This window comes from Pseudonocardia sp. Ae505_Ps2 (assembly GCF_001932425.1).
Lineage (GTDB): Bacteria > Actinomycetota > Actinomycetes > Mycobacteriales > Pseudonocardiaceae > Pseudonocardia.
Genome location: NZ_MCIP01000001.1, coordinates 5,892,125 through 5,913,381, shown reverse-complemented (window position 1 = coordinate 5,913,381; position 21,257 = coordinate 5,892,125). Strand labels below are relative to the sequence as shown.

The 21,257-nt window shown below is 71.8% G+C and carries 22 protein-coding genes; 18 read left to right on the top strand and 4 right to left on the bottom strand.

Annotated features, from left to right (window positions below):
• Positions 1–172: 172 nt before the first annotated feature.
• Together Ae505Ps2_RS27585 and Ae505Ps2_RS27580 are read left to right on the top strand one after the other, a co-directional pair.
• On the top strand, positions 173–586 hold the full coding sequence (locus Ae505Ps2_RS27585) for an SCP2 sterol-binding domain-containing protein (RefSeq protein WP_075310961.1): 414 nt from the start codon (positions 173–175) through the stop codon (positions 584–586).
• Between the two features lie 5 nt (positions 587–591).
• The gene (locus Ae505Ps2_RS27580) at positions 592–1,797 is read left to right on the top strand and encodes a cytochrome P450 (RefSeq protein ID WP_249265362.1); all 1,206 of its coding nucleotides are present in this window, start codon (positions 592–594) and stop codon (positions 1,795–1,797) included.
• Between the two features lie 87 nt (positions 1,798–1,884).
• Here Ae505Ps2_RS27580 and Ae505Ps2_RS27575 read toward each other — a convergent pair whose 3' ends face one another.
• Positions 1,885–3,069 carry a TetR/AcrR family transcriptional regulator gene (locus Ae505Ps2_RS27575; RefSeq protein ID WP_075310965.1) on the bottom strand — a complete coding sequence of 395 codons (1,185 nt, stop codon included), beginning with the start codon at positions 3,067–3,069 and terminating at the stop codon, positions 1,885–1,887.
• 136 nt (positions 3,070–3,205) lie between these two features.
• Here Ae505Ps2_RS27575 and Ae505Ps2_RS27570 point away from each other — a divergent pair, with 136 nt between their 5' ends.
• Positions 3,206–4,738, top strand: coding sequence for an acyl-CoA synthetase (locus Ae505Ps2_RS27570; protein ID WP_075310967.1), 1,533 nt, complete (start codon positions 3,206–3,208; stop codon positions 4,736–4,738).
• A 52-nt stretch (positions 4,739–4,790) separates the two neighbouring features.
• Here Ae505Ps2_RS27570 and Ae505Ps2_RS27565 read toward each other — a convergent pair whose 3' ends face one another.
• From Ae505Ps2_RS27565 to Ae505Ps2_RS27555, 3 genes are all read right to left on the bottom strand, one after another.
• Positions 4,791–5,432, bottom strand: coding sequence for a TetR/AcrR family transcriptional regulator (locus tag Ae505Ps2_RS27565; RefSeq protein ID WP_051050496.1), 642 nt, complete (start codon positions 5,430–5,432; stop codon positions 4,791–4,793).
• Between the two features lie 92 nt (positions 5,433–5,524).
• Positions 5,525–6,685 (bottom strand): acyl-CoA dehydrogenase family protein, encoded by a 1,161-nt coding sequence (locus Ae505Ps2_RS27560; RefSeq protein ID WP_075554127.1) that lies wholly within the window; start codon positions 6,683–6,685, stop codon positions 5,525–5,527.
• A gap of 28 nt (positions 6,686–6,713) precedes the next feature.
• Complete coding sequence (locus tag Ae505Ps2_RS27555; protein WP_075310971.1) at positions 6,714–7,436, bottom strand: hypothetical protein; 723 nt, start codon at positions 7,434–7,436, stop codon at positions 6,714–6,716.
• A 144-nt stretch (positions 7,437–7,580) separates the two neighbouring features.
• On the opposite strand from Ae505Ps2_RS27555, the gene Ae505Ps2_RS27550 reads away from it, so the two are divergent.
• The 15 genes from Ae505Ps2_RS27550 to Ae505Ps2_RS27480 all read left to right on the top strand — a co-directional run bounded on the left by Ae505Ps2_RS27550 (position 7,581) and on the right by Ae505Ps2_RS27480 (position 21,249).
• On the top strand, positions 7,581–8,189 hold the full coding sequence (locus tag Ae505Ps2_RS27550) for a cytochrome c oxidase subunit 3 (RefSeq protein WP_075310973.1): 609 nt from the start codon (positions 7,581–7,583) through the stop codon (positions 8,187–8,189).
• 3 nt (positions 8,190–8,192) lie between these two features.
• Positions 8,193–8,474 carry a cytochrome C oxidase subunit IV family protein gene (locus Ae505Ps2_RS27545; protein ID WP_233147629.1) on the top strand — a complete coding sequence of 94 codons (282 nt, stop codon included), beginning with the start codon at positions 8,193–8,195 and terminating at the stop codon, positions 8,472–8,474.
• A 472-nt stretch (positions 8,475–8,946) separates the two neighbouring features.
• Positions 8,947–9,729, top strand: a complete 783-nt coding sequence (locus tag Ae505Ps2_RS27540) for an ABC transporter permease (protein WP_198932213.1) — start codon at positions 8,947–8,949, stop codon at positions 9,727–9,729.
• A 10-nt stretch (positions 9,730–9,739) separates the two neighbouring features.
• Complete coding sequence (locus tag Ae505Ps2_RS27535; RefSeq protein ID WP_198932212.1) at positions 9,740–10,582, top strand: ABC transporter permease; 843 nt, start codon at positions 9,740–9,742, stop codon at positions 10,580–10,582.
• A gap of 11 nt (positions 10,583–10,593) precedes the next feature.
• Positions 10,594–11,835 (top strand): MCE family protein, encoded by a 1,242-nt coding sequence (locus Ae505Ps2_RS27530; RefSeq protein ID WP_158071513.1) that lies wholly within the window; start codon positions 10,594–10,596, stop codon positions 11,833–11,835.
• Positions 11,832–12,851 carry an MCE family protein gene (locus tag Ae505Ps2_RS27525; RefSeq protein ID WP_020628035.1) on the top strand — a complete coding sequence of 340 codons (1,020 nt, stop codon included), beginning with the start codon at positions 11,832–11,834 and terminating at the stop codon, positions 12,849–12,851. Before Ae505Ps2_RS27530 ends, Ae505Ps2_RS27525 begins: the two co-directional genes overlap by 4 nt.
• On the top strand, positions 12,839–13,906 hold the full coding sequence (locus Ae505Ps2_RS27520; RefSeq protein WP_075310977.1) for an MCE family protein: 1,068 nt from the start codon (positions 12,839–12,841) through the stop codon (positions 13,904–13,906). The genes Ae505Ps2_RS27525 and Ae505Ps2_RS27520 overlap by 13 nt, the downstream gene beginning before the upstream one ends.
• Entirely contained in the window at positions 13,903–15,069 is a 1,167-nt protein-coding gene (locus tag Ae505Ps2_RS27515) for an MCE family protein (RefSeq protein WP_020628037.1), read from the top strand. Before Ae505Ps2_RS27520 ends, Ae505Ps2_RS27515 begins: the two co-directional genes overlap by 4 nt.
• On the top strand, positions 15,066–16,304 hold the full coding sequence (locus Ae505Ps2_RS27510) for an MCE family protein (protein ID WP_075310979.1): 1,239 nt from the start codon (positions 15,066–15,068) through the stop codon (positions 16,302–16,304). The genes Ae505Ps2_RS27515 and Ae505Ps2_RS27510 overlap by 4 nt, the downstream gene beginning before the upstream one ends.
• Positions 16,301–17,821 carry an MCE family protein gene (locus Ae505Ps2_RS27505; protein WP_075310981.1) on the top strand — a complete coding sequence of 507 codons (1,521 nt, stop codon included), beginning with the start codon at positions 16,301–16,303 and terminating at the stop codon, positions 17,819–17,821. The genes Ae505Ps2_RS27510 and Ae505Ps2_RS27505 overlap by 4 nt, the downstream gene beginning before the upstream one ends.
• Positions 17,818–18,372, top strand: coding sequence for a hypothetical protein (locus Ae505Ps2_RS27500; protein ID WP_075310983.1), 555 nt, complete (start codon positions 17,818–17,820; stop codon positions 18,370–18,372). The genes Ae505Ps2_RS27505 and Ae505Ps2_RS27500 overlap by 4 nt, the downstream gene beginning before the upstream one ends.
• Positions 18,369–18,953 (top strand): hypothetical protein, encoded by a 585-nt coding sequence (locus Ae505Ps2_RS27495; RefSeq protein ID WP_075554126.1) that lies wholly within the window; start codon positions 18,369–18,371, stop codon positions 18,951–18,953. Before Ae505Ps2_RS27500 ends, Ae505Ps2_RS27495 begins: the two co-directional genes overlap by 4 nt.
• Positions 18,950–19,651: a hypothetical protein gene (locus Ae505Ps2_RS27490; protein WP_075333677.1), complete on the top strand. Its 702-nt coding sequence runs from the start codon at positions 18,950–18,952 to the stop codon at positions 19,649–19,651. The genes Ae505Ps2_RS27495 and Ae505Ps2_RS27490 overlap by 4 nt, the downstream gene beginning before the upstream one ends.
• Positions 19,648–20,139, top strand: a complete 492-nt coding sequence (locus Ae505Ps2_RS27485; RefSeq protein WP_139318962.1) for a hypothetical protein — start codon at positions 19,648–19,650, stop codon at positions 20,137–20,139. The genes Ae505Ps2_RS27490 and Ae505Ps2_RS27485 overlap by 4 nt, the downstream gene beginning before the upstream one ends.
• A 30-nt stretch (positions 20,140–20,169) precedes the next feature.
• Positions 20,170–21,249, top strand: a complete 1,080-nt coding sequence (locus Ae505Ps2_RS27480) for an ATP-binding cassette domain-containing protein (RefSeq protein WP_075554125.1) — start codon at positions 20,170–20,172, stop codon at positions 21,247–21,249.
• Positions 21,250–21,257: the final 8 nt, after the last annotated feature.

Genomic DNA, 21,257 nt, shown 5'->3' with positions numbered 1-21,257 from the left:
GTCCTTCCGGGTCGGGTCGGGGCTGGTCGGATCGGTGCCGGGACGGCACCACTGCATCATCGCAGCCGTCGACGTCTTCCCGCATAGAGGCCTCTATGTTAACTTGCGCTAGGCCGTGGCCGAGGCGGGAACCCTGGCCGTCGATCGGCGCCGACATGTCAAAGGAGACGTCATGGGTGGTTTCCGTTCCGCGGACGAGGTCCACGAGTTCCTCGGCGGGATCTTCGCCGAGGCGATGGAGGACGAGACGATCGGGCCGAAGCTCGCCGCGACCGGCATGAGCCTGCGCATGGACTACACCGACCCCGACACCACGGTGCGGGTCGAGTTCGCGACCAAGAAGATCACCACCGGGGCCGAGGCCGCCGCGGCGGACTCCGACGCGACCCTGTCGATGGCCGCCGACACCGCCAACCAGTACTGGCAGGGCAAGGTCAGCCTGCCGCTGGCGATGGCCCGCGGGAAGATCACGGTCGGTGGTTCGGCGGCGCAGCTGCTCAAGCTCTCGCCGATCGCGAAGGCCCTCTACCCGCGCTACACCGCGATGCTGGCCGACCGCGGTCGTTCCGACCTCGTCGTGAGCTGATCGCGATGACCGGATCCCTCACCGCATCGCGCCCGTTCTCCGCGCTCGACGTCTCCTCCCGGGAGTTCTGGCGCCTGGACCCCGTCGAGCGGGAGAAGACCTTCGGCCGGCTGCGCGCCGAGGAGCCGGTGTCCTGGCAGCGCCCCCTGTACAGCCCGCTGATGGACGGTGACGACGGCTCGCCCGGCTACTGGGCCGTCGTGCGGGCCGAGGACATCGCCACCGTCAGCCGTCGCGCCGAGGTCTTCTCCTCCTCCGCGGGCGGGGTCCTCGCCGAGGACTTCCCGGAGGAGGTGCTGGAGATGGCCTCCTCCATCCTGACCATGGACGACCCGCGGCACCGCGACGTCCGCAAGCTGGTCAGCTCGGTGTTCACACCGAAGCGGGTGAAGCTGATCGAGCAGCAGATCGCCCGGCAGGCCCGGGAGATCGTCGGCGCGATCCGCGACCGCGGTGAGGCCGAGTTCGTCTCCTCGGTGTCCGCCCGGCTCCCGATGTGGACGATCTCGGAGATGATCGGGATCCCGCCCGAGCGTCGTGAGGAGGTCGCCGACGCGGCCGAGTCGATGGTCGCCTGGGGCGACGACGGGGACGGCGGCGGCGACGACGCGGCGACGAAGATGCTCAACGCCATCGTCGTCCTGCACGGCGCCTGCCAGGACGTGATCGACGCGCGTCGCGAGCAGCCGGAGAACGACCTGATCTCCGCGCTGGCCGCCGCCGAGGTCGACGGGGAGCGGCTCACCGACGACGAGATCAGGTCGTTCTTCGTGCTGCTCTGCGTGGCCGGGAACGACACGACCAAGCAGACCACCACCCACACGCTGCGCGCGCTGACCGACCACCCGGAGCAGCGCGAGTGGCTGTTCGCCGACTACGAGGCCCGCATCGGCACCGCCGTGGAGGAGTTCGTCCGGTGGGCGAGCCCGGTCATGAGCTTCCGGCGGACCGCGCTGGAGCGGTTCGAGCTGAACGGCGTCGTGATCGAGCCCGGCGACAAGGTCACGATGTTCTACAGTTCCGGCAACCGCGACGAGGCGGTCCTCGACCGGCCCGACGAGTTCGACCTGTCCCGCACGCCGAACCCGCACGTCGCCTTCGGGGGCGGGGGGGCCGCACTTCTGCCTCGGTTCGCACCTGGCGAAGATGCAGCTGCGGTGGATCTTCCACGAGCTGTACACCCAGCTGCCCGACATCCGGGCGGTCGGTGAGCCGGAGCGCCTGGTCAGCACCTTCATCAACGGCGTGCGTCGGCAGCGGTGCGCGTTCACCCCCGCCTGACCGGCACGCGGGGCCGGTCAGGCGCCGGAGCGGAGCACGGCCAGCGCGGCCGCCGTGACCTCCGCCCGCTCCGCCGGCCGGTCCCGCGTGGAGGTGAGCCGGGTCAGGTCGCTGATCAGCGACAGCGCGGCCCGCACGCGCAGCCGCGCGGTCGGCTCGTCGAGGTCGAGGAAGTACGCGAGCAGCGACCGCGTCCAGTCGCGCAGCTCGGTCCGGATGGCGTCCGCGGTCCGGCGCCGCGCGTCGTCGGTGAGGTGGTTGAACTCGCTGACGTAGACCCCGAGCAACGCCCGGTTGGCCAGGCAGAAGCCGACGTAGCGGTCGATCAGCCCTGGCAGGTCGACCGACCCCGGCCGGGCCCGACGCGCGGCCTGCTCGGCCCGCAGCCGTTCCGAGCCGAGGTCGAACGCCGCGGTGAGGATGTCGGCCTTGCTGGCGAAGTGGTGCAGCAGGCTGGGCCCTGCCATGCCGACGGCCGCGCCGATCTCGTCCAGGCTCACCCCGACGTAGCCGCGCTCGTGGAACAGCGCGACCGCGCGGTCCACGATCTCCCGCGGCCGCGACGACGGCCCGTCCTCCGACGAGACCGGGCCGTCCGGTCCGGCCGCGGGTCCGGCCGGTGGGTCGGACCGCAGGCAGGCCAGCGCCGCTGCGGCCAGGACGGTGCGGACCCGCTCGTCGTCCAGGCCGATGTGGGTGACCGACGGGGTGGCCAGCACGCCGAGCGCGCCGGTCACGAGCACACCCGCCGCGCGCTCGGTGAGCTCGGGACGCTCGCGCCGCAGCCGGCGCGACAGCAGCTCGAGCCGTCCGCGCAGTCGTTCGCGGATCTCCTCGCGGGCCTGTGGGGAGAGGAAGCGGACCTCCCGTTGCAGCAGCGTCCACAGGTCGGGACGGTCCAGTGCGACGCGGGTCAGCGCGGTGACCAGCTCCTCCAGCGGGCCGTCGAGGTGCCGGTCCAGGGCCTCGGCGACCTCGTCGAGCCCGGCCGCGATCCCGGCGGCGAGCAGGGCCTGCTTGTTGGGGAAGTGCCGGTAGACCGCAGGCCCGGTCAACCCCACGTCGGCGGCGACGTCGCCGAGGGAGACCTGGTGGTAGCCGACCAGGTGGAACCGTGCCGCGGCGGTGCGTGCCAGCTGGTCGCGCCGCTCGGCGGCCCTCATCCGTCGCCGCGGTCCCGGCTGCGACTGCGGTGCGGCCACGTCCCACCCCTTCTCCGGTCGGGTCGACTGTAGAAGACCCGCGGCCGCCCGACCGTTGCCGGTGGGGAGCTTTCCGCCCTACTTTATCGACATTAAATTCCGTCGTCGCCGACGACCACACCGACGTGGAGGACCCGTGACCCACCCCGGCGCCCATGCCGCCCAGCACCCGGACAAGATCGCCGCGCTCCTCGCGGAGACGGGGGAGCAGGTGACCTACGCCGAGCTGGAGGAGCGCTCGGTCCGGCTCGCGAACGTGCTGCGCGAGGCCGGCCTGCGTCGCGGTGACGTCGTCGCGCTCCTGAGCGAGAACAACCTGCGTGTCTTCGAGGTCTACTGGGCCGCGATGCGCTCCGGGCTCTACATCACCGCGATCAACCACAACCTCGTCGCCGAGGAGGTCGGCTACATCGTCGAGGACTCCGGGGCGTCGGCGCTCATCGTCTCCGCGGGCAAGGCCGACGTCGCGAAGGCGGTGCTCGCCACCGGTGTCTCGCCCGGCCTGCGGCTGTCCTACGACGGCGTCGTGGACGGCTTCTCCTCCTACGAGGACGCCCTGGCCGCCGCCTCCGACGTCGCGCCCGACGACCAGCCGCACGGCGCCCCGATGCTGTACTCCTCGGGCACGACCGGCCGGCCGAAGGGGGTGCGGCCGCCGCTGCCGCCCGTCCAGTTCACCGAGCTGGGCGACCCGCTGGTCGGACTGATCAGCAAGGCCTTCGGCGTCGGCCCGGAGACGGTCTACCTCACCCCGGCCCCGATCTACCACGCCGCGCCGCTGCGCTGGTGCGGCGCCGTGCAGGCGCACGGCGGCACCGTGGTCATGATGCGCCGCTTCGACGCCGTCGGGTCACTGGAGGCGATCGGCACCCACCGGGTGACCCACGCCCAGTTCGTGCCGACGATGTTCGTCCGGATGCTGCAGCTCCCGCAGGAGCAGCGCGACGCGGCCGACATCTCGTCGCTGCGGGTCGCGGTGCACGCCGCCGCCCCGTGCCCGGTCGAGGTCAAGCAGGCGATGATCGACTGGTGGGGCCCGATCCTGGTCGAGTACTACGGCGCGACCGAGGGCAACGGTCTCACCATGACCGACAGCGCCACCTGGCAGACCAAGCCCGGCACCGTCGGCCGCCCGATCCTGGGGGTGCTGCACATCTGCGACGACGACGGCACCGAGCTGCCGGTCGGGGAGACCGGCGCGGTCTACATCGAGCGCGACATCGTGCCGTTCGAGTACCACAACGACCCGGAGAAGACCCGGGCCGCGCAGCACCCCGAGCACGAGACGTGGACGACGCTGGGCGACATCGGCCACCTCGACGAGGACGGCTTCCTGTACCTCACCGACCGCAAGTCCTTCATGATCATCTCCGGCGGGGTCAACATCTACCCGCAGGAGACCGAGAACGTCCTGGCGCTGCACCCCGCCGTGCACGACGTCGCCGTCATCGGCCTGCCGGACCCGGAGATGGGGGAGCGGGTCACCGCGTTCGTCCAGCCGCGGGCCGGCGTCGCGACCGGGCCCGAGCTGGGGCAGGAGATCATCGACTTCGTGAAGTCGCGCATCGCGGGCTACAAGGCTCCGCGCGAGGTCCGCTTCGTCGACGACCTGCCCCGCACCGAGACCGGCAAGCTGGTCAAGGGCGAGCTGAAGAAGCGCTACGCCTGACCGCGTGCCCCCCGGTGCCGTGGCGTCCCGCGTCGTGGCACCGGGAGGGAGGTCACGGCCGCAGCGCGTGCAGCACCATCGACTGGGCGACCGTGATCGTCCGGTCGATGTCGCCCCGCTGCGGGTCCCACCACTCGACCGTCCAGTTCAGCGAGCCGATGACGAGCATGCGGCCGATCGACGGTTCCACGTCGTGCCGCAGCTGCCCGGCGGCGCGCAGGTCCTCGACCAGTCCGCGCCAGATGTCGTGGAACTCCCCGATGTGCACGCGGGCACGGGCCGACAGGTGCTCGGGCAGCTGGTTGGCGTTGCGGACGACCGCCCGGGCGTAGTCGGACAGCTGCAGCTCGTGCCGGAGCTGCGCCTCCACCGCCGCGGCGATCCGCTCGGCGGGCGGGGTGTCCGGCGGCAGTGCCTCGAGGACCTGGGACAGGTGGTCGCGCAGCGAGATCGCGCCCGTCGCGACGACGTCCTCGATCAGGTCCTCACGGGACGGGTAGTAGTAGTAGATCGCCGGCGCCTGGATCTGCGCGGCCTTGGCGATGTCGGACAGCCGGGTCCCCGCGAAGCCCTTCTCGCTCAGGACCCGCGCCGCGGCGTCGAGCAGGCGGGCACGGGTGCGAGCCGACTTGGTGTCGGTCGCGTCGGTGTCGTCGGTGGCGGCTGGGGCCACCGCGTTCGTCCTGCGGGCCACCGGACCAGGATAGGCGGACCGGGGGTCACCAGCCGGACACCTGCCCGGCCGTGTCGCCGGCACGCGGGCGTCCGCGTGCCGGCGACCCCTGCTCAGGAGCGGTACCGGGAGGCGATGTCCCGCCCGATGATCTCCTTCATGATCTCGGTCGTGCCGCCGTAGATCGTCTGGATGCGACCGTCGGCATAGGCCCGCGCGACCGGGTACTCGAGCATGAATCCGTAGCCGCCGTGCAGCTGGACGCAGCGGTCGGTGATGCGCTTCTGCAGCTCGGTCAGGTACCACTTGCCCTTCGCCGCCTCGACCGGGGTCAGCTCGCCCCGGTTGAACGCGAGCACGGCACGGTCCACCCACGCCTCGGCGACCTCGAGCTCGGTCTCCATCTCGGCGAGGACGAACCGCGAGTTCTGGAAGTCGCCGATGGCCGTGCCGAAGGCGTGGCGCTCGAAGCAGTAGCGCGCGGTGTGCTCGTAGACCGCGCGCGCGGCGGTGACGGCCGAGGCGATCAGGCCCAGCCGCTCGTGCGGCAGGTGGCTCATCAGGTGCATGAGGCCGTGGCCCTCGGTGCCGATGAGGTTGTCCGCGGGCAGGCGCACGGCGTCGAAGAACAGCTCGCCGGTGTCCTGGCCGTGCAGACCGACCTTCTCCAGCCGGCGCCCGCGCTGGAAACCGAGCATGTCCCGCTCGACGACGAACAGGCTGAACCCGCGCGAGCCCGCCTCGGGGTCGGTGCGGGCGGCGACGATCACGAGGTCCGCCGACAGCGCGCTGGAGATGAAGGTCTTCGAGCCGTCGAGCACCCAGTCGTCGCCGTCGCGGCGGGCCGAGGTGCGGATGCCCTGCAGGTCGCTCCCGGTCCCCGGCTCGGTCATCGCGAGCGCGCCGAGCAGCTCGCCGCGGCTGAACGGCTCCAGCCAGCGCTTCTTCTGCTCGTCGGTGGTGAGGTCGAGCAGGTAGGACAGCACCAGGTCGTCCTGCAGGCCCAGCGTCATGCCGAACGAGGTCGCGCCGACCCGGGCGACCTCCTCGTTCACCACCATCCGGTAGCGGTAGTCGGTCTCACCGGCGCCGCCGAACTCCTCGGGCACGGCGAGCGCGTAGACGCCGGCCTCGGCCGCGGTGCGGAACACCGCCGGGTCGATCCCGCCCGCGCGCTCCCAGTCCAGGTAGTGCGGCTCGACCTCGCGGGCGAGGAACTCGCGCACGGTGGCGCGGTACTGCTCGTGGTCGTCGGTGTAGAGCTCGCGTCGCATCGTCTCTCCTCGATCCGGTCGGGACGCCTCAGGACGGGGCGGTGGCGCTCGGTGGGGTGGCGCTCGGTGCGGGGGCGGTCGACCTGCGCCCGGCCACCAGCGGCGGGAACATCACCACGAACCAGCCCACGAACACCGCGACCGGGACCCAGAAGCTGAACATGCCGTTCCAGGCGAGCGGGCCGGAGTGGAACAGCGGGATGAAGGTGGCCGGGACCAGCAGCAGTGCCACCCAGATGTTCACGTAGGCCACCCAGCGCGGGTAGGGTAGCCGCCCCGAACGGTCCCGCAGGATGATCGCGGCGATCAGCAGGTACTGGACCGTGAACGGCGCGACCGGCATGAACGTCATCGTGAACCCGACGTCGTGGAGCAGCTGGGAGTAGCCGCTGTCGCCGTTCTCGAGCCGGTAGGGCACCAGCGAGAGCAGCACGAAGTTCAGCGAGAAGAACACCGTGCCGAGCACACCGATGCAGGCCTGCCCGAGGTTCAGCGCGAGGTCGCCGCTGCGCCGCAGCGCCACGAAGACCGCGAGCGACGCGGGGGCGTAGAGCACCCCGCCCCAGACGCAGATCACCATCGACAGCTGCTTGAGCGTGGTGTCGGTGCCCCAGAACCGCAGCAGCTCCTCGCCGGCCAGCGACGGCGGTGGCGGCGGGAAGAACCCGGCGCTCAGCCAGCCGACGAGCACCAGCAGGATCGAGAGTGGTCCGGCCCAGCCGAGGATCCGTAGACCGCGGTCGTCGTCCATGACGATCCGGCCCCCTTCCGTGGGATGGCCCGGACCGCCGTCCGGGCATAATCTAATGTAGGTTAACCGGAAGAGACCACGCGCGCCCCCTGCTGTCAACGGCCGTGGTCCGACCCGGTCCGGACCGGCCACGAAGGAGTGGGCATGACCGAGACCAGCGCGTCGCCGTCCCCGGCGACGGCGCCGATCGCGGACCGAGGGCGGCACGTGCCCGGCGAGCCGGGACTGTGGGTCCTGGTACTGGGCGACATGACCGTGTTCGCCGTCTTCTTCGCCACCTACCTCGTGGTCCGCGGGGGCGACCCGGCCGGGTTCGACGCGGCCCAGGCCCGGCTGGACCCGGTGCCGGGCGTGGTGAACACACTGGTGCTGCTGCTCAGTTCGCTGCTCGTGGTGCGGGCGGTGCATGCGGCGCGGACGGGTGTCGCCCACCGGGCCACGGTGCTGCTGGGCGGGGCGATCGCCTGCGGGGTGACCTTCTCGGTGATCAAGGCGTTCGAGTGGGGTGCGAAGTTCGGCGCGGGGATCACCCCGAACACCCACGAGTTCTTCATGTACTTCTTCGTGCTGACCGGGCTGCACTGGCTGCACGTGCTCGCCGGGCTGGTGGCGCTGGCGCTGATGACAGCGGCCTGCCGGCGCCCGGACCGGCTCCCCGGCCGGCTGCCGCTGATCGAGGGCGCCGCGTGCTTCTGGCACATGGTCGACCTGCTCTGGATCGTGCTGTTCCCGCTGCTCTACCTGGTGAGGTGACCCGTGTCCTCGATCGTGTCGAGCACGCCGGCCTGGCGGGACCGGGTCGCCGTGGTGTGGCTGGTGCTGGTGGCCGTCACGACCGTGTCCTGGATCCTCGGGACCGGCCCGGCCTCGGGCACCGTGGCCTCGGTCGTGGTGCTGGTCCTGGCGTTGTTCAAGGTGCGCCTGGTCGGTCTGTACTTCATGGAGCTGCGTGACGCCCCGGTCGTGCTGCGGCTGCTGTTCGAGCTCTACTGCGTCGCCGCGTGCGCGGTGCTCGCGGGCATCGTCGCCCTGGCCTGAGGGCGAGCTCGACGCAGTTTCGGGGCACCTCAAGTAAATCGCTGCTAGGCGGAAGAGCTCGTCGACCCGGCGGATGCTCCCGTCGTCGGTGACCGCGCGGGGCGGGGCCGGCGCCGTCCCGGTCCGGCGCCGCTGCCGTGTCACGGCGCCGGCCGGGCCCGGCCCGCAGCCGGGTTCCGGCCGGCAAGTCGGCCCGTTCCTGCACGTCAGATGCGGAATCGGGCCGGATGCGACCGCTCGTCGTCGGAGTGACGCCGCTCACCGTCGAGCGTGCCGTGTTCTCCCGTGTCACCCGGTCGGGTGGGGCGACGGACGGAGCGGAAAAAGGCCTCCGCCCCCGTAACCTCCGTTTCTGATCCTCGTTTAGAAAATGGATGCTAGGCAGGACCGATGACGGAGGCCACTCGATGAAGAGTCCACTCACCGCGGTCCCGGTCGCCACGGCCGGGAGCACCGAGGCCGGTGTCGACCGGTGAGCGGCTCCCGGGTGCCGACCCTCGACGGGGCGGTGCGCACCGTCGGCAGCTTCACCGCCTTCGTCCTGGACGTGGCGCGGACCGTGGTGAAGCGTCCGTTCCCGTTCGGCGAGTTCCTCGCCCAGACCCGCTTCATCACATCGGTCTCGCTCGCGCCCGCGATCATGGTGACGATCCCGTTCGTCGGCGTCGTGATCCTGCTGATCAACCAGCTGCTCGCCGAGATCGGCGCGCTGGACGTCGCGGGCGCCGTGACCGGCCTCGCCGTGCTGCGCCAGATCGGCCCCATCGCCGCGGTGCTGGTCACCGCGGGCGCGGGTGCGACGGCCATCGCCGCAGACCTCGGCGCCCGCAAGATCCGCGACGAGATCGACGCGATGAAGGTCATGGGCATCGACCCGCTGCACCGCCTGGTGCTGCCCCGGGTGCTCGCCTCCGCGCTGGTCGCGGTCTGCCTCAGCGCGATCATCACCGTGGTCGGTGAGGTCGTCGCCTACCTCGTGTCGGTCGGCCTGCAGGGCGCCTCGGCCGGCCAGTTCCTCGCGACGCTGACCCTGCTCACCGACGAGGGCGACTTCGCCGTGAGCTCCTTCAAAGCAGTCCTGTTCGGGACCCTCGCCGGGCTCGTCGCCGCCTACCGCGGCCTCAACGCCGAGGGCGGGTCGAAGGGCGTCGGACAGGCGGTCACCGAGACCGTCGTCATCTCCTTCGTCCTGCTCTTCATCATCAACGCCCTGCTCACCGCCATCGACATCCAGCTCAAGCTGGCACGGATCTGAGGACGACGTCGTGGACACATCCGAGCACTCCGCCCTCGGGCGGATGGTCGAGCGACCCCGGTCGGGGCTGCGGGCCGTCGGGGTACAGGTCGACTTCTACGTCAAGGCCTACGCCGGCATCCCGATCGTGCTGCGCCGCTACCTCGGTGAGGTGCTGCGGCAGCTCACCAGCATCAGCTTCGGCACCGGCGCGCTGGTCCTGATCGGCGGCAGCGTCGTGGTCGTCGCGATCCTGACCGCCAGTGCGGGCGCCGTCGTCGGCCTGCAGGGCTACGAGGCCCTCAACGCGGTCGGCACCGACGCCCTCACCGGCTTCCTGGCGAGCTACATCAACATCCGGCTCGCCGCCCCGCTGATCGGCGGGGTCGCGCTGGTGTCGACGATCGGGGCGGCGTTCACCGCCGAGATCGGCGCCCAGCGCATCAGCGAGGAGATCGACGCCATCGAGGTCATGGCGGTCCCGTCGGTGCCGTTCCTGGTCACCACCCGGATCCTGGCCGGGACGATCGCCATCGTCCCGCTGTACGCACTGGCCCTGATCGCCTGCTTCGCGACGACGCAGCTCATCGTCGTGCTCGGCTACGGGCAGTCGGTCGGCACCTACAACCACTACTTCGCGACCTTCCTGATCCCGACCGACGTGCTCACCTCGATGCTGCAGGTCACCCTGATCGCCTTCGTCGTGATGTCCATCCACGCCTTCTACGGCTTCACCGCGAGCGGCGGTCCGGCCGGCGTCGGCGCCGCGGTCGGTCGCGCCGTGCGCCTGTCGCTGATCGCCGTGATGGTCACCGCCCTGGTCACCGCCGTCCTGCTCTACGCGGACCCCGAGACCCTCCACCTGTCGCGATGAGCGGGGGACCCGTGCGACACGAGATGACCGGGCTCGCCGCCGTCGGCGTGCTGCTGCTCGGTGCGGTGCTCGTCGTGGCGAGCTACCTGCACGTGTTCGACCCCGGCGTGTCCGCCACCGTGCAGACCGACCGGGCCGGGCTGCTCATGCTCCCCGACGCCGACGTGTCGATGCGCGACGTGCGCGTCGGCCGGGTGTCGGACGTGCGGCCGGACGGCAACGGCGGTGCGCTGGTGCAGGTGGCCCTGGACCCCGCGACGATCGACATGATCCCGGCGAACGTCACCGCCCGGATCATCTCGCCGACGGTGTTCGGGCCGAAGTTCGTCGACCTCGTCCCGCCGCCCGCCCCGGAGCCCCGCACGATCGAGGCCGGCGCCGTCGTCCCGGCGTCGTCGGTGCAGACCGAGGCGAACATCGTCTTCGACAACCTGAACCGGCTGCTCACCACCGTGGACCCGGCGAAGGTCAACACGGCGCTGGGCGCGCTGTCGACCTCCCTCAACGGCCGGGGTGACGAGCTCGGCGCCAGCCTGGTGCGGTTCAACGACTACCTGGAGCGCATCAACCCGAGCCTGCCGGCGCTGCAGCGCGACCTGCAGGCCGCGGCGCCGGTGCTCGACACCTACGCCGACGCCGGCCCCGACCTGCTCGCGCTGCTGCGCAACGCGACCACGACCGCGGGCACCGTCGTCGACGAGCAGGCCGGCATCGACGCGACGCTGGCGTCGCTGTCGATGTTCTCCACCGACGTGTCCGGGGTGCTGGAGGCCAACACCGACAGCCTCGACCGCACGCTGAAGACCCTGCGCCCGACCACCGCGGTGCTCGAGCGCTACGCCCCGGTGCTGCCCTGCACCGCGGCCAGCCTGAACCACCTGCGGGCCCTGCTGGAGCCCAGCTTCGGCGGCGCCCAGCCGGGCCTGCGCTCGCTCACCACGTTCCAGCCCGGTGAGGACGGCTACACCTCGCAGAACGCGCCGAAGCTCGGCGTCGACCAGCCGAACTGCGGGCCGGGCATCCCGCGCCCCGGCGAGATCCCCCGGCACACCTACTTCGACGACGGCTCGCCGCGCCTGGACACCCGCGACGCCGGCATCGAGGTCCGTGACCCGCTGGCCACGCTGGTCGGCGGCGTCGATCTCGGACCGACGATCGCCGAGCGTCTCGGTCAGGCGCCGTCCGCGCCGCGGCAGTCCGGTCAGGCCGTCGGGGCGCCCGCCCCCGCGCCGGGAGAGGAGGGCGGCCGATGAGGCACCGCGCCGAGTTCCTGAGGGTCCTGGTGTTCGTCGTCGTGGCCGCGGTCTGCGCGGCGACGGTCGTCGTCGCCTACGGCTCGGTCCGCTTCGGCGAGTCGGCCCGCTACTCCGCGGAGTTCGCCGACGCGTCGGGGCTCAAGGAGAAGGACGACGTGCGCGTCGCCGGCATCACCGTCGGCCGCGTCGAGTCCGTCGAGGTCGGTGCCGACAACCTGGCCCGGATCTCGTTCAGCATGCGCTCCGACGTGCCGGTGCAGACCGGCTCCGAGGGCATCGTCCGCTACAAGAACCTGCTCGGGCAGCGCTACCTGGAGATCGTGCGCGGCCCGCAGCCGACCGGCGTCCTCGCCGACGGCGGGACGCTCCCGGTCACCCAGACCCATCCCGCGCTCGACCTCGACGAGCTCTACAACGGCTTCACCCCGCTGTTCCAGGGGCTGGAGCCGGCCCAGGTCAACCAGCTCGCCGAGTCGCTCATCACCGTCCTGCAGGGGCAGGGGGGCTCGATCGACGCCTTGCTGGGCCAGATCGGCAGCCTCACCGGTGCGCTGGCCGACCGCGACCAGGTCATCGGTCAGGTCGTCACCAACCTCAACGGGGTCCTCGGCACCGTCGACCAGCGCCGTGACCGCCTCTCCGACACCGTGGTCCAGCTCCAGCAGCTGATCAGCGGGCTGTCGCAGGACCGGACCTCGATCGGGCAGTCGCTGGAGCGGGCGAGCAACCTCGCCGGGGACGTCGAGGGCCTGCTCCGCGAGGCCCGTCCGGACGTCGCCGGGGTGGTGCACGAGGTCGACCGGCTCTCCCGGGTGGTCAACTCCGACGGCGAGCGCCTCAACTACCTGTTCTCCCAGATCCCCGGCTACTATCAGATCCTCGGTCGCGCCGGCATCTACCAGCAGGGCTTCCAGTTCTACCTCTGCGGCGTGCAGATCCGGCTCGACCCCGGAGTCGGCCCGCCGATCATGACCGACACCATCGCGAGCCAGGAGGCTCGATGCCAGTTCTGAACCGCCGCTTCCAGGAGCTGAACCTCCTGAAGGTCGGAGCAGTCGCCGTGGTGGTCGCGCTGCTCGCGACCGTGACGGCACTGAACTCCGGCTACCTGTCCCGCCAGCTGACGTCCGGGTCCTACTCGGCGCTGTTCAGCGAGGCCGCCGGTCTGAAGTCCGGCGACGAGGTCCGACTCGCGGGCGTCGTCGTCGGCAAGGTCGACGACGTCGAGCTGGCCGGCCGTGCCGTCCGGGCCGACTTCACCGTGTTCGACGGCAGCACCCTCGGTGACGCCACCGGTGCGTCGATCAAGACCGCGACCGTGCTCGGCGCCAAGTTCCTGGAGGTCCGCCCGGCCGGCACCGGCCGGCTGGCCGAGGGCTCGGTGATCCCGCTGGACCGGACGTCGTCGCCGTACGACGTCCAGGAGCTGCTGGACACCGTCACCCGCAAGACGGCCGACCTCGACGTGAACCGGGTCGCGGAGTCGCTCACCACGGTGGCCGACACCTTCGCCGACACACCCCCCGAGCTCCGCTCGGCGATGGAGGGGCTCGGCCGGCTGTCGCAGACGATCTCCTCCCGCGACGCCGAGCTGCGCCAGCTGCTCGACCACACCGCGTCGGTGTCGGCGGTCCTCGCCGAGCGCAGCGGCAACATCACCACGCTCGTGACCGACGGGAACATGCTGCTGGAGGAGCTGCGCGCCCGGCGCGAGGTGATCCGGTCGCTGCTGCTGAACATCACCGGCGTGCTGCACCAGCTCGACGGGCTGGTGCACGACAACGAGCGCCAGCTCGGACCTGCGCTGGCCGAGCTGGAGAAGGTGCTCGACCTGCTGCGTCGCAACGACCGCAACCTCGCGGCCGCGATCACCGGTCTCGACACCTACGCGGGCAGCCTCGGTGAAGCCATCTCCAGCGGTCCCTGGTTCTTCGCGCTGGTGCCCAACCTGCCCCCCACCAACCTGGCGCGCCAGACCCTTCCGTCGGTGCTCGACCAGGCCTCCCCGGTGTCCCCGGCCCTGCCCGGTGGCACCCCGGCCGCCCCGGAAGGCGGTGGCGACCGATGACGGTCCTCTCCCGCTCCCGGGTGCTGGTCGTCGTGCTGGTGCTCGTCGTCGCGGCCGCCGCGACGTGGGCGCTGGTCGGCTCCGGCACCCGCACCGTCACGGCGTACTTCGACCAGACCGTGAACCTCTACCCGCGCGACGAGGTCCGCGTGCTGGGGGTCAAGGTCGGTTCGATCGAGTCGGTCGAGCCCGGCCCGGACTCGGTGAAGGTCGTCATGAGCTACGACGACGACGTGACACTCCCCGCCGACGCGACCGCCGCGATCATCTCGCCCACCCTGGTCGGTGTCCGCTACGTGCAGGTCGGCCCGCCCTACGAGAGCGGTCCCGAGCTCGCCGACGGGGCCGAGATCCCGCGTGAGCGCACCGTCTCCCCGGTCGAGTTCGACCGGGTCAAGACCGAGGTCGCCGGCCTCGCGCAGGCGCTCGCCCCGAAGTCCGCCGAGACCGAGGGCGCCCTCAACCGGCTCCTCGACACGACCTCGGCGAACCTGCAGGGGCAGGGCCCGCTGATCCGCGACACGATCCGCACGTTGTCCGAGGCGTCGAGCACGCTGTCCGACAGCCGCGGCGACCTGTTCGCGACGGTGCGCAACCTGCAGACCTTCGTCACCGCGCTGAAGGACGCCGACGCCCAGGTCGCGCGGTTTCAGAGCCAGCTCGCCGACACCTCGGGGATCCTCGCCGACAACCGGGAGGCGCTGGCCCAGGTGCTGCAAGGGCTCGAACGCACGGCGCCACTGGTGCAGCGGTTCGTCTCCGACCACCGGGACGCCTTCACCACCGACCTGCGCAAACTCGACGACGTCGTCGCGAACATCTCGCAGAACCGGCAGGCGCTCGGCGACCTGCTGCAGAAGGCGCCGTTCGCGGTGTCGAACTTCGCGAACTTCATCGACGAGAAGACCGGAGCGGTGACCGCGAACGTCGCGGTGACCAACCTGCGCAGCCCGGCCGCGGTGGTGTGTGACAGCGCCGCCGCCGTCGCCCCGGCCGGTGCCGACGACCCGGCCGCCGCCTACGCCTGCCGCGCGGGCCTCGGCCCCCTGCTGGACCTGGCGCGGATCGACGCGCCGCCGGTCGCGGTCAACCCGATCCAGTACGGCGATCCCTCGGCGCCCGTGCTGCCCACGCCCCCGCTCCCGATCGGAGGGAACCGATGACCGGCCGGACGCCGCGTACCGCCCGGCTGAGCGCGGTCCTGCTCGTCGCCGCCCTGGGCGCGGCGGGCTGCGGGATCTCCAGCATCGGCGAGCTCCCGGTGCCGCTGCGCCCCGGGACCGGCGACGGTTCCTACCAGGTCCAGGTGGAGCTGGCCCAGGTCGCGAACCTGGTGCCCAACGCCGAGGTGATGGTCGCCGACGTGCCGGTCGGCTCCGTCGTCCGGACCGAGGTCGACGACTGGAAGGCCCGGTTGACCGTGAGCCTGGACCGCGACGTGCGGCTCCCGGCGAACGCGACGGCCCGGGTCGCCCAGAAGTCCCTGCTCGGCGCGGAGTACCTGGAGCTGGCCCCGCCCGCGAACGCGGCTCCGGAGGGGAGCCTCGGCGACGGGGCGGTCATCCCGCTGGCGAACACCGGCCGCTACCCGGAGACCGAGGAGCTGCTCGGCGCGCTGTCGGTGGTGCTGAACGGCAGCGGGCTGCAGCAGGTCCGGACGATCACCACCGAGCTGAACAAGGTCTTCGACGGCCGCCAGCAGGACCTGCGCGGCCTGGTGGGGAACCTGGAGAGGTTCGTCGGCGGGCTCGACGCGCAGCGCGACGACATCGTCCGCGCGCTGGAGTCGCTCGACCGGCTCAGCGCGACGCTGAACGCGGACAACCAGACCATCGCCGCGGCGCTGGACACCCTGCCGGGCGCGCTGAAGGTGCTCAACGACGACCGTGCCCAGCTGGTGCGCACGCTCGAGGACGTCCAGCGGCTCGACCGTGCCACCGGCACCCTGGTCGACCGCTCCCAGGAGGACCTCCTGGCGAACCTGCGCCAGGTGCGCCCCGCCGTGAAGCGCCTCGCCGACGCGGGCAGCGACCTGACCCGCGGCGTGGAGCTGCTGGCGACCTACCCGTTCCCAGCGTCGACGGCGTTCCCCGGGATCTTCCGGGGTGACTACGGCAACCTGTTCCTGGTACTGGACCTCACACCGGAGACCCTGCGCCACAACCTCGTCGACGGGTTCCAGCTCCCCGCGCCGGGCAGCCCCGGCGTGCTGGCGGTGCCGCCGCTGGGTGCTCCGCCCGCGCTGACCGCACCGCTGGAGCCGTTCGGGGAGGCCCTGCAGCAGCCGCTGGGGGCACTGCCCCTGCCGGGCGCGGCTCCGGCTCCGGCACCGGCCGGCGACGGGACCGAGGACGGCCAGGGCGGGCTCCTCGGCGGACTGTTCGGAGGTGGCCGATGAGGCTCTCGTCGCTACGCATCAACGCCACCACGGGCCGCAAGCTCGTCGCGTTCGCGGTGATCGCCGCGATCGCCGTCGGGTGGGGAGCGGTGACCTACCTGAACGTGCCCCGCATGCTCGGGATCGGGCGCAACGCCGTCACCCTGGAGCTCCCGGCCGGCGCCGGTCTCTACACCAACGGCGTGGTGACCCTGCGCGGCGTCACCATCGGCCAGGTCGACGAGGTCCGGCTCACTCCGACCGGGGTCGAGGCCGACATCCAGGTGCTCGACGACCACCCGATCCCGGTCGACTCCGCGGTGGAGGTCCGCAGCGTCTCCGCGGTCGGTGAGCAGTACGTCAACTTCGAGCCGCGCACGACCGCCGGCCCCTTCATCGAGGACGGCGCGGTCGTCCCCGCCGACCGGGTGGTGCTGCCGACGACGACCGGCGAGCTGCTGGAGAAGGCCAACGCACTCGCCGCGTCGGTGCCGGGGCAGAAGCTCAACGCCACCGTCGACGACCTCGGGAAGGCGTTCGCCGGCAGTGGCGACGACCTGCAGCGGCTGATCGACTCGCTCGACCTGCTCACCACCGAGGCCCAGGCCAACCTGGACCCGACGGTCCGGCTGATCGAGGACGCCGCACCGGTGCTGGACACCCAGAACGCCACCTCCGGTGACATCCGGACCTACCTGGCGAACCTGGCGTCGTTCACCGGCCGGCTCGCGGAGGCCGACGGCTCGCTCCGGTCGACCCTCGGCGTGTTCCCGCCGGCCCTCGACGAGGTCGCGAGCTTCGTGAAGCAGGTCGGGGACCCGCTCCCGCAGCTGCTCGGGAACCTGACCTCGGTCGGTGAGGTGACCCGGGTCTACGTCCCGCACCTGCAGCAGACGCTGACGATCCTGCCGTCGATGCTGCAGGCGTCGATCGGGACGCTGAGCAGCTCGCCGGTCCCGGGCACGATCAAGATCAACCTGCAGACGCAGGTCAACGATCCCGCGCCGTGCACCGAGGGCTTCGTCGTCGACCGGCGTCCGCCGAACGACAGCTCGCCGGCCCGGCCGCCGAGCGACGTGCGCTGCAAGGACGCCGACCCGCTCAAGGCGGCCCGCGGCGGCAAGGCCTACGCCTGCCCGCCCGGAGCCCCGGTCCCCGGCGGTCGGGGCCCGGACGCCCGGTCCTGCGGCCTGAACTTCCAGAGCCCGGAGGAGGCCGAGGCCGCCCGCCGGGCGGCGATCGACACCCAGATGGAGGTGGCCGGCACGCAGACCACGAGCACCGCGGACAACCTGCTGCGCTCGGACAGGCTGCCCAGCAGCGGGCCGAACACCGACCCGGAGGAGAACCAGCCCTACGCCCCGGGGGAGCAGGGCTACCTGCCCTCCGACGCCGTCGCGCTGGACGGGATCTTCCTGCCGCCGGGCAGCACCACCCCGATCGTCGACGGGAACCAGGTCCCGTCGTCGAACACCGGGTGGCAGGGCATCGTGCTGGACCCGCTCGGCGCCACCGCTCCGGCCGGAGCGGGCGGATGAGCGCCCCGGCCGAGGACGCCGCGGTCGACACGGTCGGCGTGGTCGAGGAGGACTCGACTGCGTCCCGGCGGCGACGCCTGCCCGCGGGAGCGCTGCTGCCGGCCGGACTGGTCGTGGTCGTGGCGCTGCTGGCGGTGCTGGTCACCGTGCTGGCCGTCCGGCTGGCACCGGCGGCGGGGGACGACGAGCCGGCCCTGGTGGCCGCCCGCCAGACGGTGACCGACCTGCTCACCATCGACCCGGCGACCGCGCAGGACACCCTCGCGCGACTCACCGCCGGGTCGACGGGGGAGTTCGCGAGCCAGCTCGCGGGCCGGTCCGCCGGCTTCGTCGGCGCGATCCGGGACGCCGAGGTCACCTCGACCGGATCGGTCGTCGCGGCCGGTGTCGCCGAGCACGGGCCGGGGCGGGCGGTGGTGCTCGTGTCCGCGAACTCGACGGTGCGCAACACCCAGGTCCCCCAGGGTGAACCCCGCCAGTACCGGATGCGACTGACCGTGCAGGAGGAGGACGGACGATGGCTGGTCTCCCGACTGGAGTTCGTGCCGTGAGGCCGGTCGGCGACGACGGCGGGCCCCACCGGATCGACGACCGGACCGGCGTGGGCACCGGGGACACCGAGGACCGGGGCACGACCGGCGCCGCCCGCCCGGCTCGATCCCGGCGGCGCATGCTGGTCATCGGGTCGACCGCCGTGGCGGCGGTGCTGGCCGTCGCCGCGGGGGTGCTCGGGGCGATGCTCGCCTCGGGCGGCGCCGAGGAGCGGACCCGGGCCGACGTGCTGGCCGCGACCACGACGCAGCTGCAGACCCTGCTGTCCTACGACGGCACCAAGCTCGACGCGGCCGTCAGGGTCGTCGACGAGGCTACGACCGGTAGCTTCCACGACGACTACGAGCGGCTCTTCGACGAGTCGGTCCGTCCGAACGCGGAGCGGCTGAAGGCACGCACGCTGGCCCGCGTGGTCGGGGCCGCGTGGATCGGTTCCGAGAGCGGCGACGCGAAGGTGCTCGCCTTCGTCAACCAGAGCACGACGACCGACCAGGGGGAGCGGGTGGACACCGTGGCGGCGACCGTGACGATGCGCGAGGTCGACGGCCGATGGCTGATCGCCGGTCTGGACCAGGCGTGACGGCGGGCGAGCGGACGGATCGCACCGAGGCGGCCACCGGGTCCGCCGGGGGGCCCGACACGGACCCCGCCACCGAGGGTGGCCCGGAGACGACGACGGAGACGGGACCCGACGTCGCGCCGGGATCCGCCGCGGAACCGACCGACGATGAGCCTGTACCGGCACCGCCCGGTGAGGCCGCACCCGCCGACGCCGCCTCCACGGCGTCCGACACGGGGCGGCGGGGCCTCCTGCTCCCGGCGGCAGCCGTCCTGCTGCTCCTGCTGGCCCTCACCGGTGCGGTCCTCGTCGGACTGGGCTGGGTGTCCACCAGCCGCGCCGAGGCCGACCGGCGGGAGATCACCGACGTGTCGACCCGCGTCGTGAACGACTTCATCAGCATCGGCGGCGACAACGCCCGCCAGCGCAGCGAGGACCTGCTCGCCGTCGCCGCGGAGCCGTTCCGCACCGAGCTCGGCCGCTTCTCCGAGGTGTTCGGGAAGATCCTGGTGGAGGGGAAGGTGTCGACCGAGGGACGCATCGACGCCGTCGGGATCGAGCGGGCCGACGACGACACCGCCGTCGTGCTGGTCAGCGCGAGCACCACCGTCCGCAACTCCGAGGTCCCCGACGGTGCCAAGCGGGACTTCCGGATGCTGCTGACGCTCGCCCACCAGGAGGGCTCGTGGAAGGTCTCGACCGTGGAGGTCGCACCGTGAGGGTCCCGCTCCCCGGCCGGCGCGCCGTGACGACGACGGCAGGCGTGCTCGCCGTGGTGGTCGCCGTGGCGGCGGTCGTGGTCCACCTGGTCGTCGTCCGCCCGGCCCAGCAGATCGAGCAGGCCAGGACCGACGGGCTCGCCGCCGCCCGGACCCTCACCGAGCAGGTCCTCAGCTACCAGCCCGCGTCCCGGGACGCCGACCTCGCACGGGCCCGCGGGCTCGTCACCGGCGACTTCGGCCGCCAGTTCGGCACCGTCCTCGACTCGGTCGTGGGCCCGGCGCTGGACCGCGGGGTCGGTACCCGTACGACGGTGACCCGGGCCGGTGTCGTCGACGCCCGGCCCGACCGGGTCACCACCCTGCTCTACCTGACCCAGGACGCCAGCCGCGGGTCCGACGACAAGCGGACCACCGTCGGCCGTGCCGAGGTGATCGTCGAGTTCGTCGACGGGCGCTGGTTGGTGTCGGACCTGCGAAACTTCTAGTACGCGAACTGCGAGTCGAGAGGCCACGAGATGACGGGCGTCGAAGTGAAGGTCGAGGGGCTGACGAAGTCCTTCGGTCGGGTCAACATCTGGTCGGACGTGAGCCTGACCCTGCCCGCGGGCGAGGTGTCGGTGTTGCTCGGGCCGTCGGGTACCGGCAAGTCGGTGTTCCTGAAGTCGCTGATCGGGCTGCTGAAGCCTGAGCGGGGATCGATCGTCATCGAGGGTGTGGATCTGTGCAAGTGCTCGGAGTCGGAGCTGTACGAGATCCGGAAGCTGTTCGGGGTGTTGTTCCAGGACGGTGCGTTGTTCGGGTCGATGAACTTGTTCGACAACATCGCGTTCCCGTTGCGGGAGCACACGCGTAAGTCGGAGTCGGCGATCCGGGACATCGTCATGGAGAAGATCGACATGGTCGGTCTGGTGGGTGCGGAGGGGAAGTTGCCGGGGGAGATCTCGGGTGGTATGCGCAAGCGTGCGGGGTTGGCGCGGGCGTTGGTGCTGGATCCGAAGATCATTTTGTTCGATGAGCCGGACTCGGGTCTGGATCCGGTGCGTACGGCGTATCTGAACCAGTTGATCATCGATCTGAACGCGATGACGGATTCGACGTTCCTGATCGTGACCCATGACATCAACTCGGCGCCGACGGTGCCGGACAACATCGGTCTGCTGTATCGCAAGCATCTGGCGATGTTCGGTCCGCGGGAGGTGTTGTTGACCTCGGACGAGCCGGTGGTGGCGCAGTTCCTGAACGGTCGTCGTGAGGGTCCGATCGGGATGTCGGAGGAGAAGGACGCTGCGCAGGCTGCCCGGGAGATGGAGGAGGCGGGTGAGCTGGAGGGTCGTCCGCCGATGAAGCCGCAGTTGGTGGCCTCGACGGGGATGCCGGACCGGAAGGCGGTGCACCGTCGCCGGGAGCGGGTGATGGAGATGTTGCACGAGCTGCCGCCGTCGGCGCAGGAGGCGATCCGGGAGCAGTACGCCGATGTCGACGCGACCGCGCAGCTCGCCGGGCCGTCGCGGGACGGCAGCACCCGGCAGGAGGCGCGGGCGGGAGCGGGCGGCGACGACTGGCCCACCGACGTGCAGCCGCGGGTGCGGGGCTGAGGCGGGCC

Excerpts from the sequence above, each read along its gene's own strand:
- Ae505Ps2_RS27585 (WP_075310961.1), top strand. The coding sequence starts at position 173 with ATGGGTGGTTTCCGTTCCGCGGACGAGGTCCACGAGTTCCTCGGCGGG.
- Ae505Ps2_RS27580 (WP_249265362.1), top strand. The coding sequence starts at position 592 with ATGACCGGATCCCTCACCGCATCGCGCCCGTTCTCCGCGCTCGACGTC.
- Ae505Ps2_RS27560 (WP_075554127.1), bottom strand. The coding sequence starts at position 6,685 with ATGCGACGCGAGCTCTACACCGACGACCACGAGCAGTACCGCGCCACC.
- Ae505Ps2_RS27555 (WP_075310971.1), bottom strand. The coding sequence starts at position 7,436 with ATGGACGACGACCGCGGTCTACGGATCCTCGGCTGGGCCGGACCACTC.
- Ae505Ps2_RS27550 (WP_075310973.1), top strand. The coding sequence starts at position 7,581 with ATGACCGAGACCAGCGCGTCGCCGTCCCCGGCGACGGCGCCGATCGCG.
- Ae505Ps2_RS27525 (WP_020628035.1), top strand. The coding sequence starts at position 11,832 with ATGAGGCACCGCGCCGAGTTCCTGAGGGTCCTGGTGTTCGTCGTCGTG.
- Ae505Ps2_RS27520 (WP_075310977.1), top strand. The coding sequence starts at position 12,839 with ATGCCAGTTCTGAACCGCCGCTTCCAGGAGCTGAACCTCCTGAAGGTC.
- Ae505Ps2_RS27515 (WP_020628037.1), top strand. The coding sequence starts at position 13,903 with ATGACGGTCCTCTCCCGCTCCCGGGTGCTGGTCGTCGTGCTGGTGCTC.
- Ae505Ps2_RS27510 (WP_075310979.1), top strand. The coding sequence starts at position 15,066 with ATGACCGGCCGGACGCCGCGTACCGCCCGGCTGAGCGCGGTCCTGCTC.
- Ae505Ps2_RS27505 (WP_075310981.1), top strand. The coding sequence starts at position 16,301 with ATGAGGCTCTCGTCGCTACGCATCAACGCCACCACGGGCCGCAAGCTC.
- Ae505Ps2_RS27500 (WP_075310983.1), top strand. The coding sequence starts at position 17,818 with ATGAGCGCCCCGGCCGAGGACGCCGCGGTCGACACGGTCGGCGTGGTC.
- Ae505Ps2_RS27480 (WP_075554125.1), top strand. The coding sequence starts at position 20,170 with ATGACGGGCGTCGAAGTGAAGGTCGAGGGGCTGACGAAGTCCTTCGGT.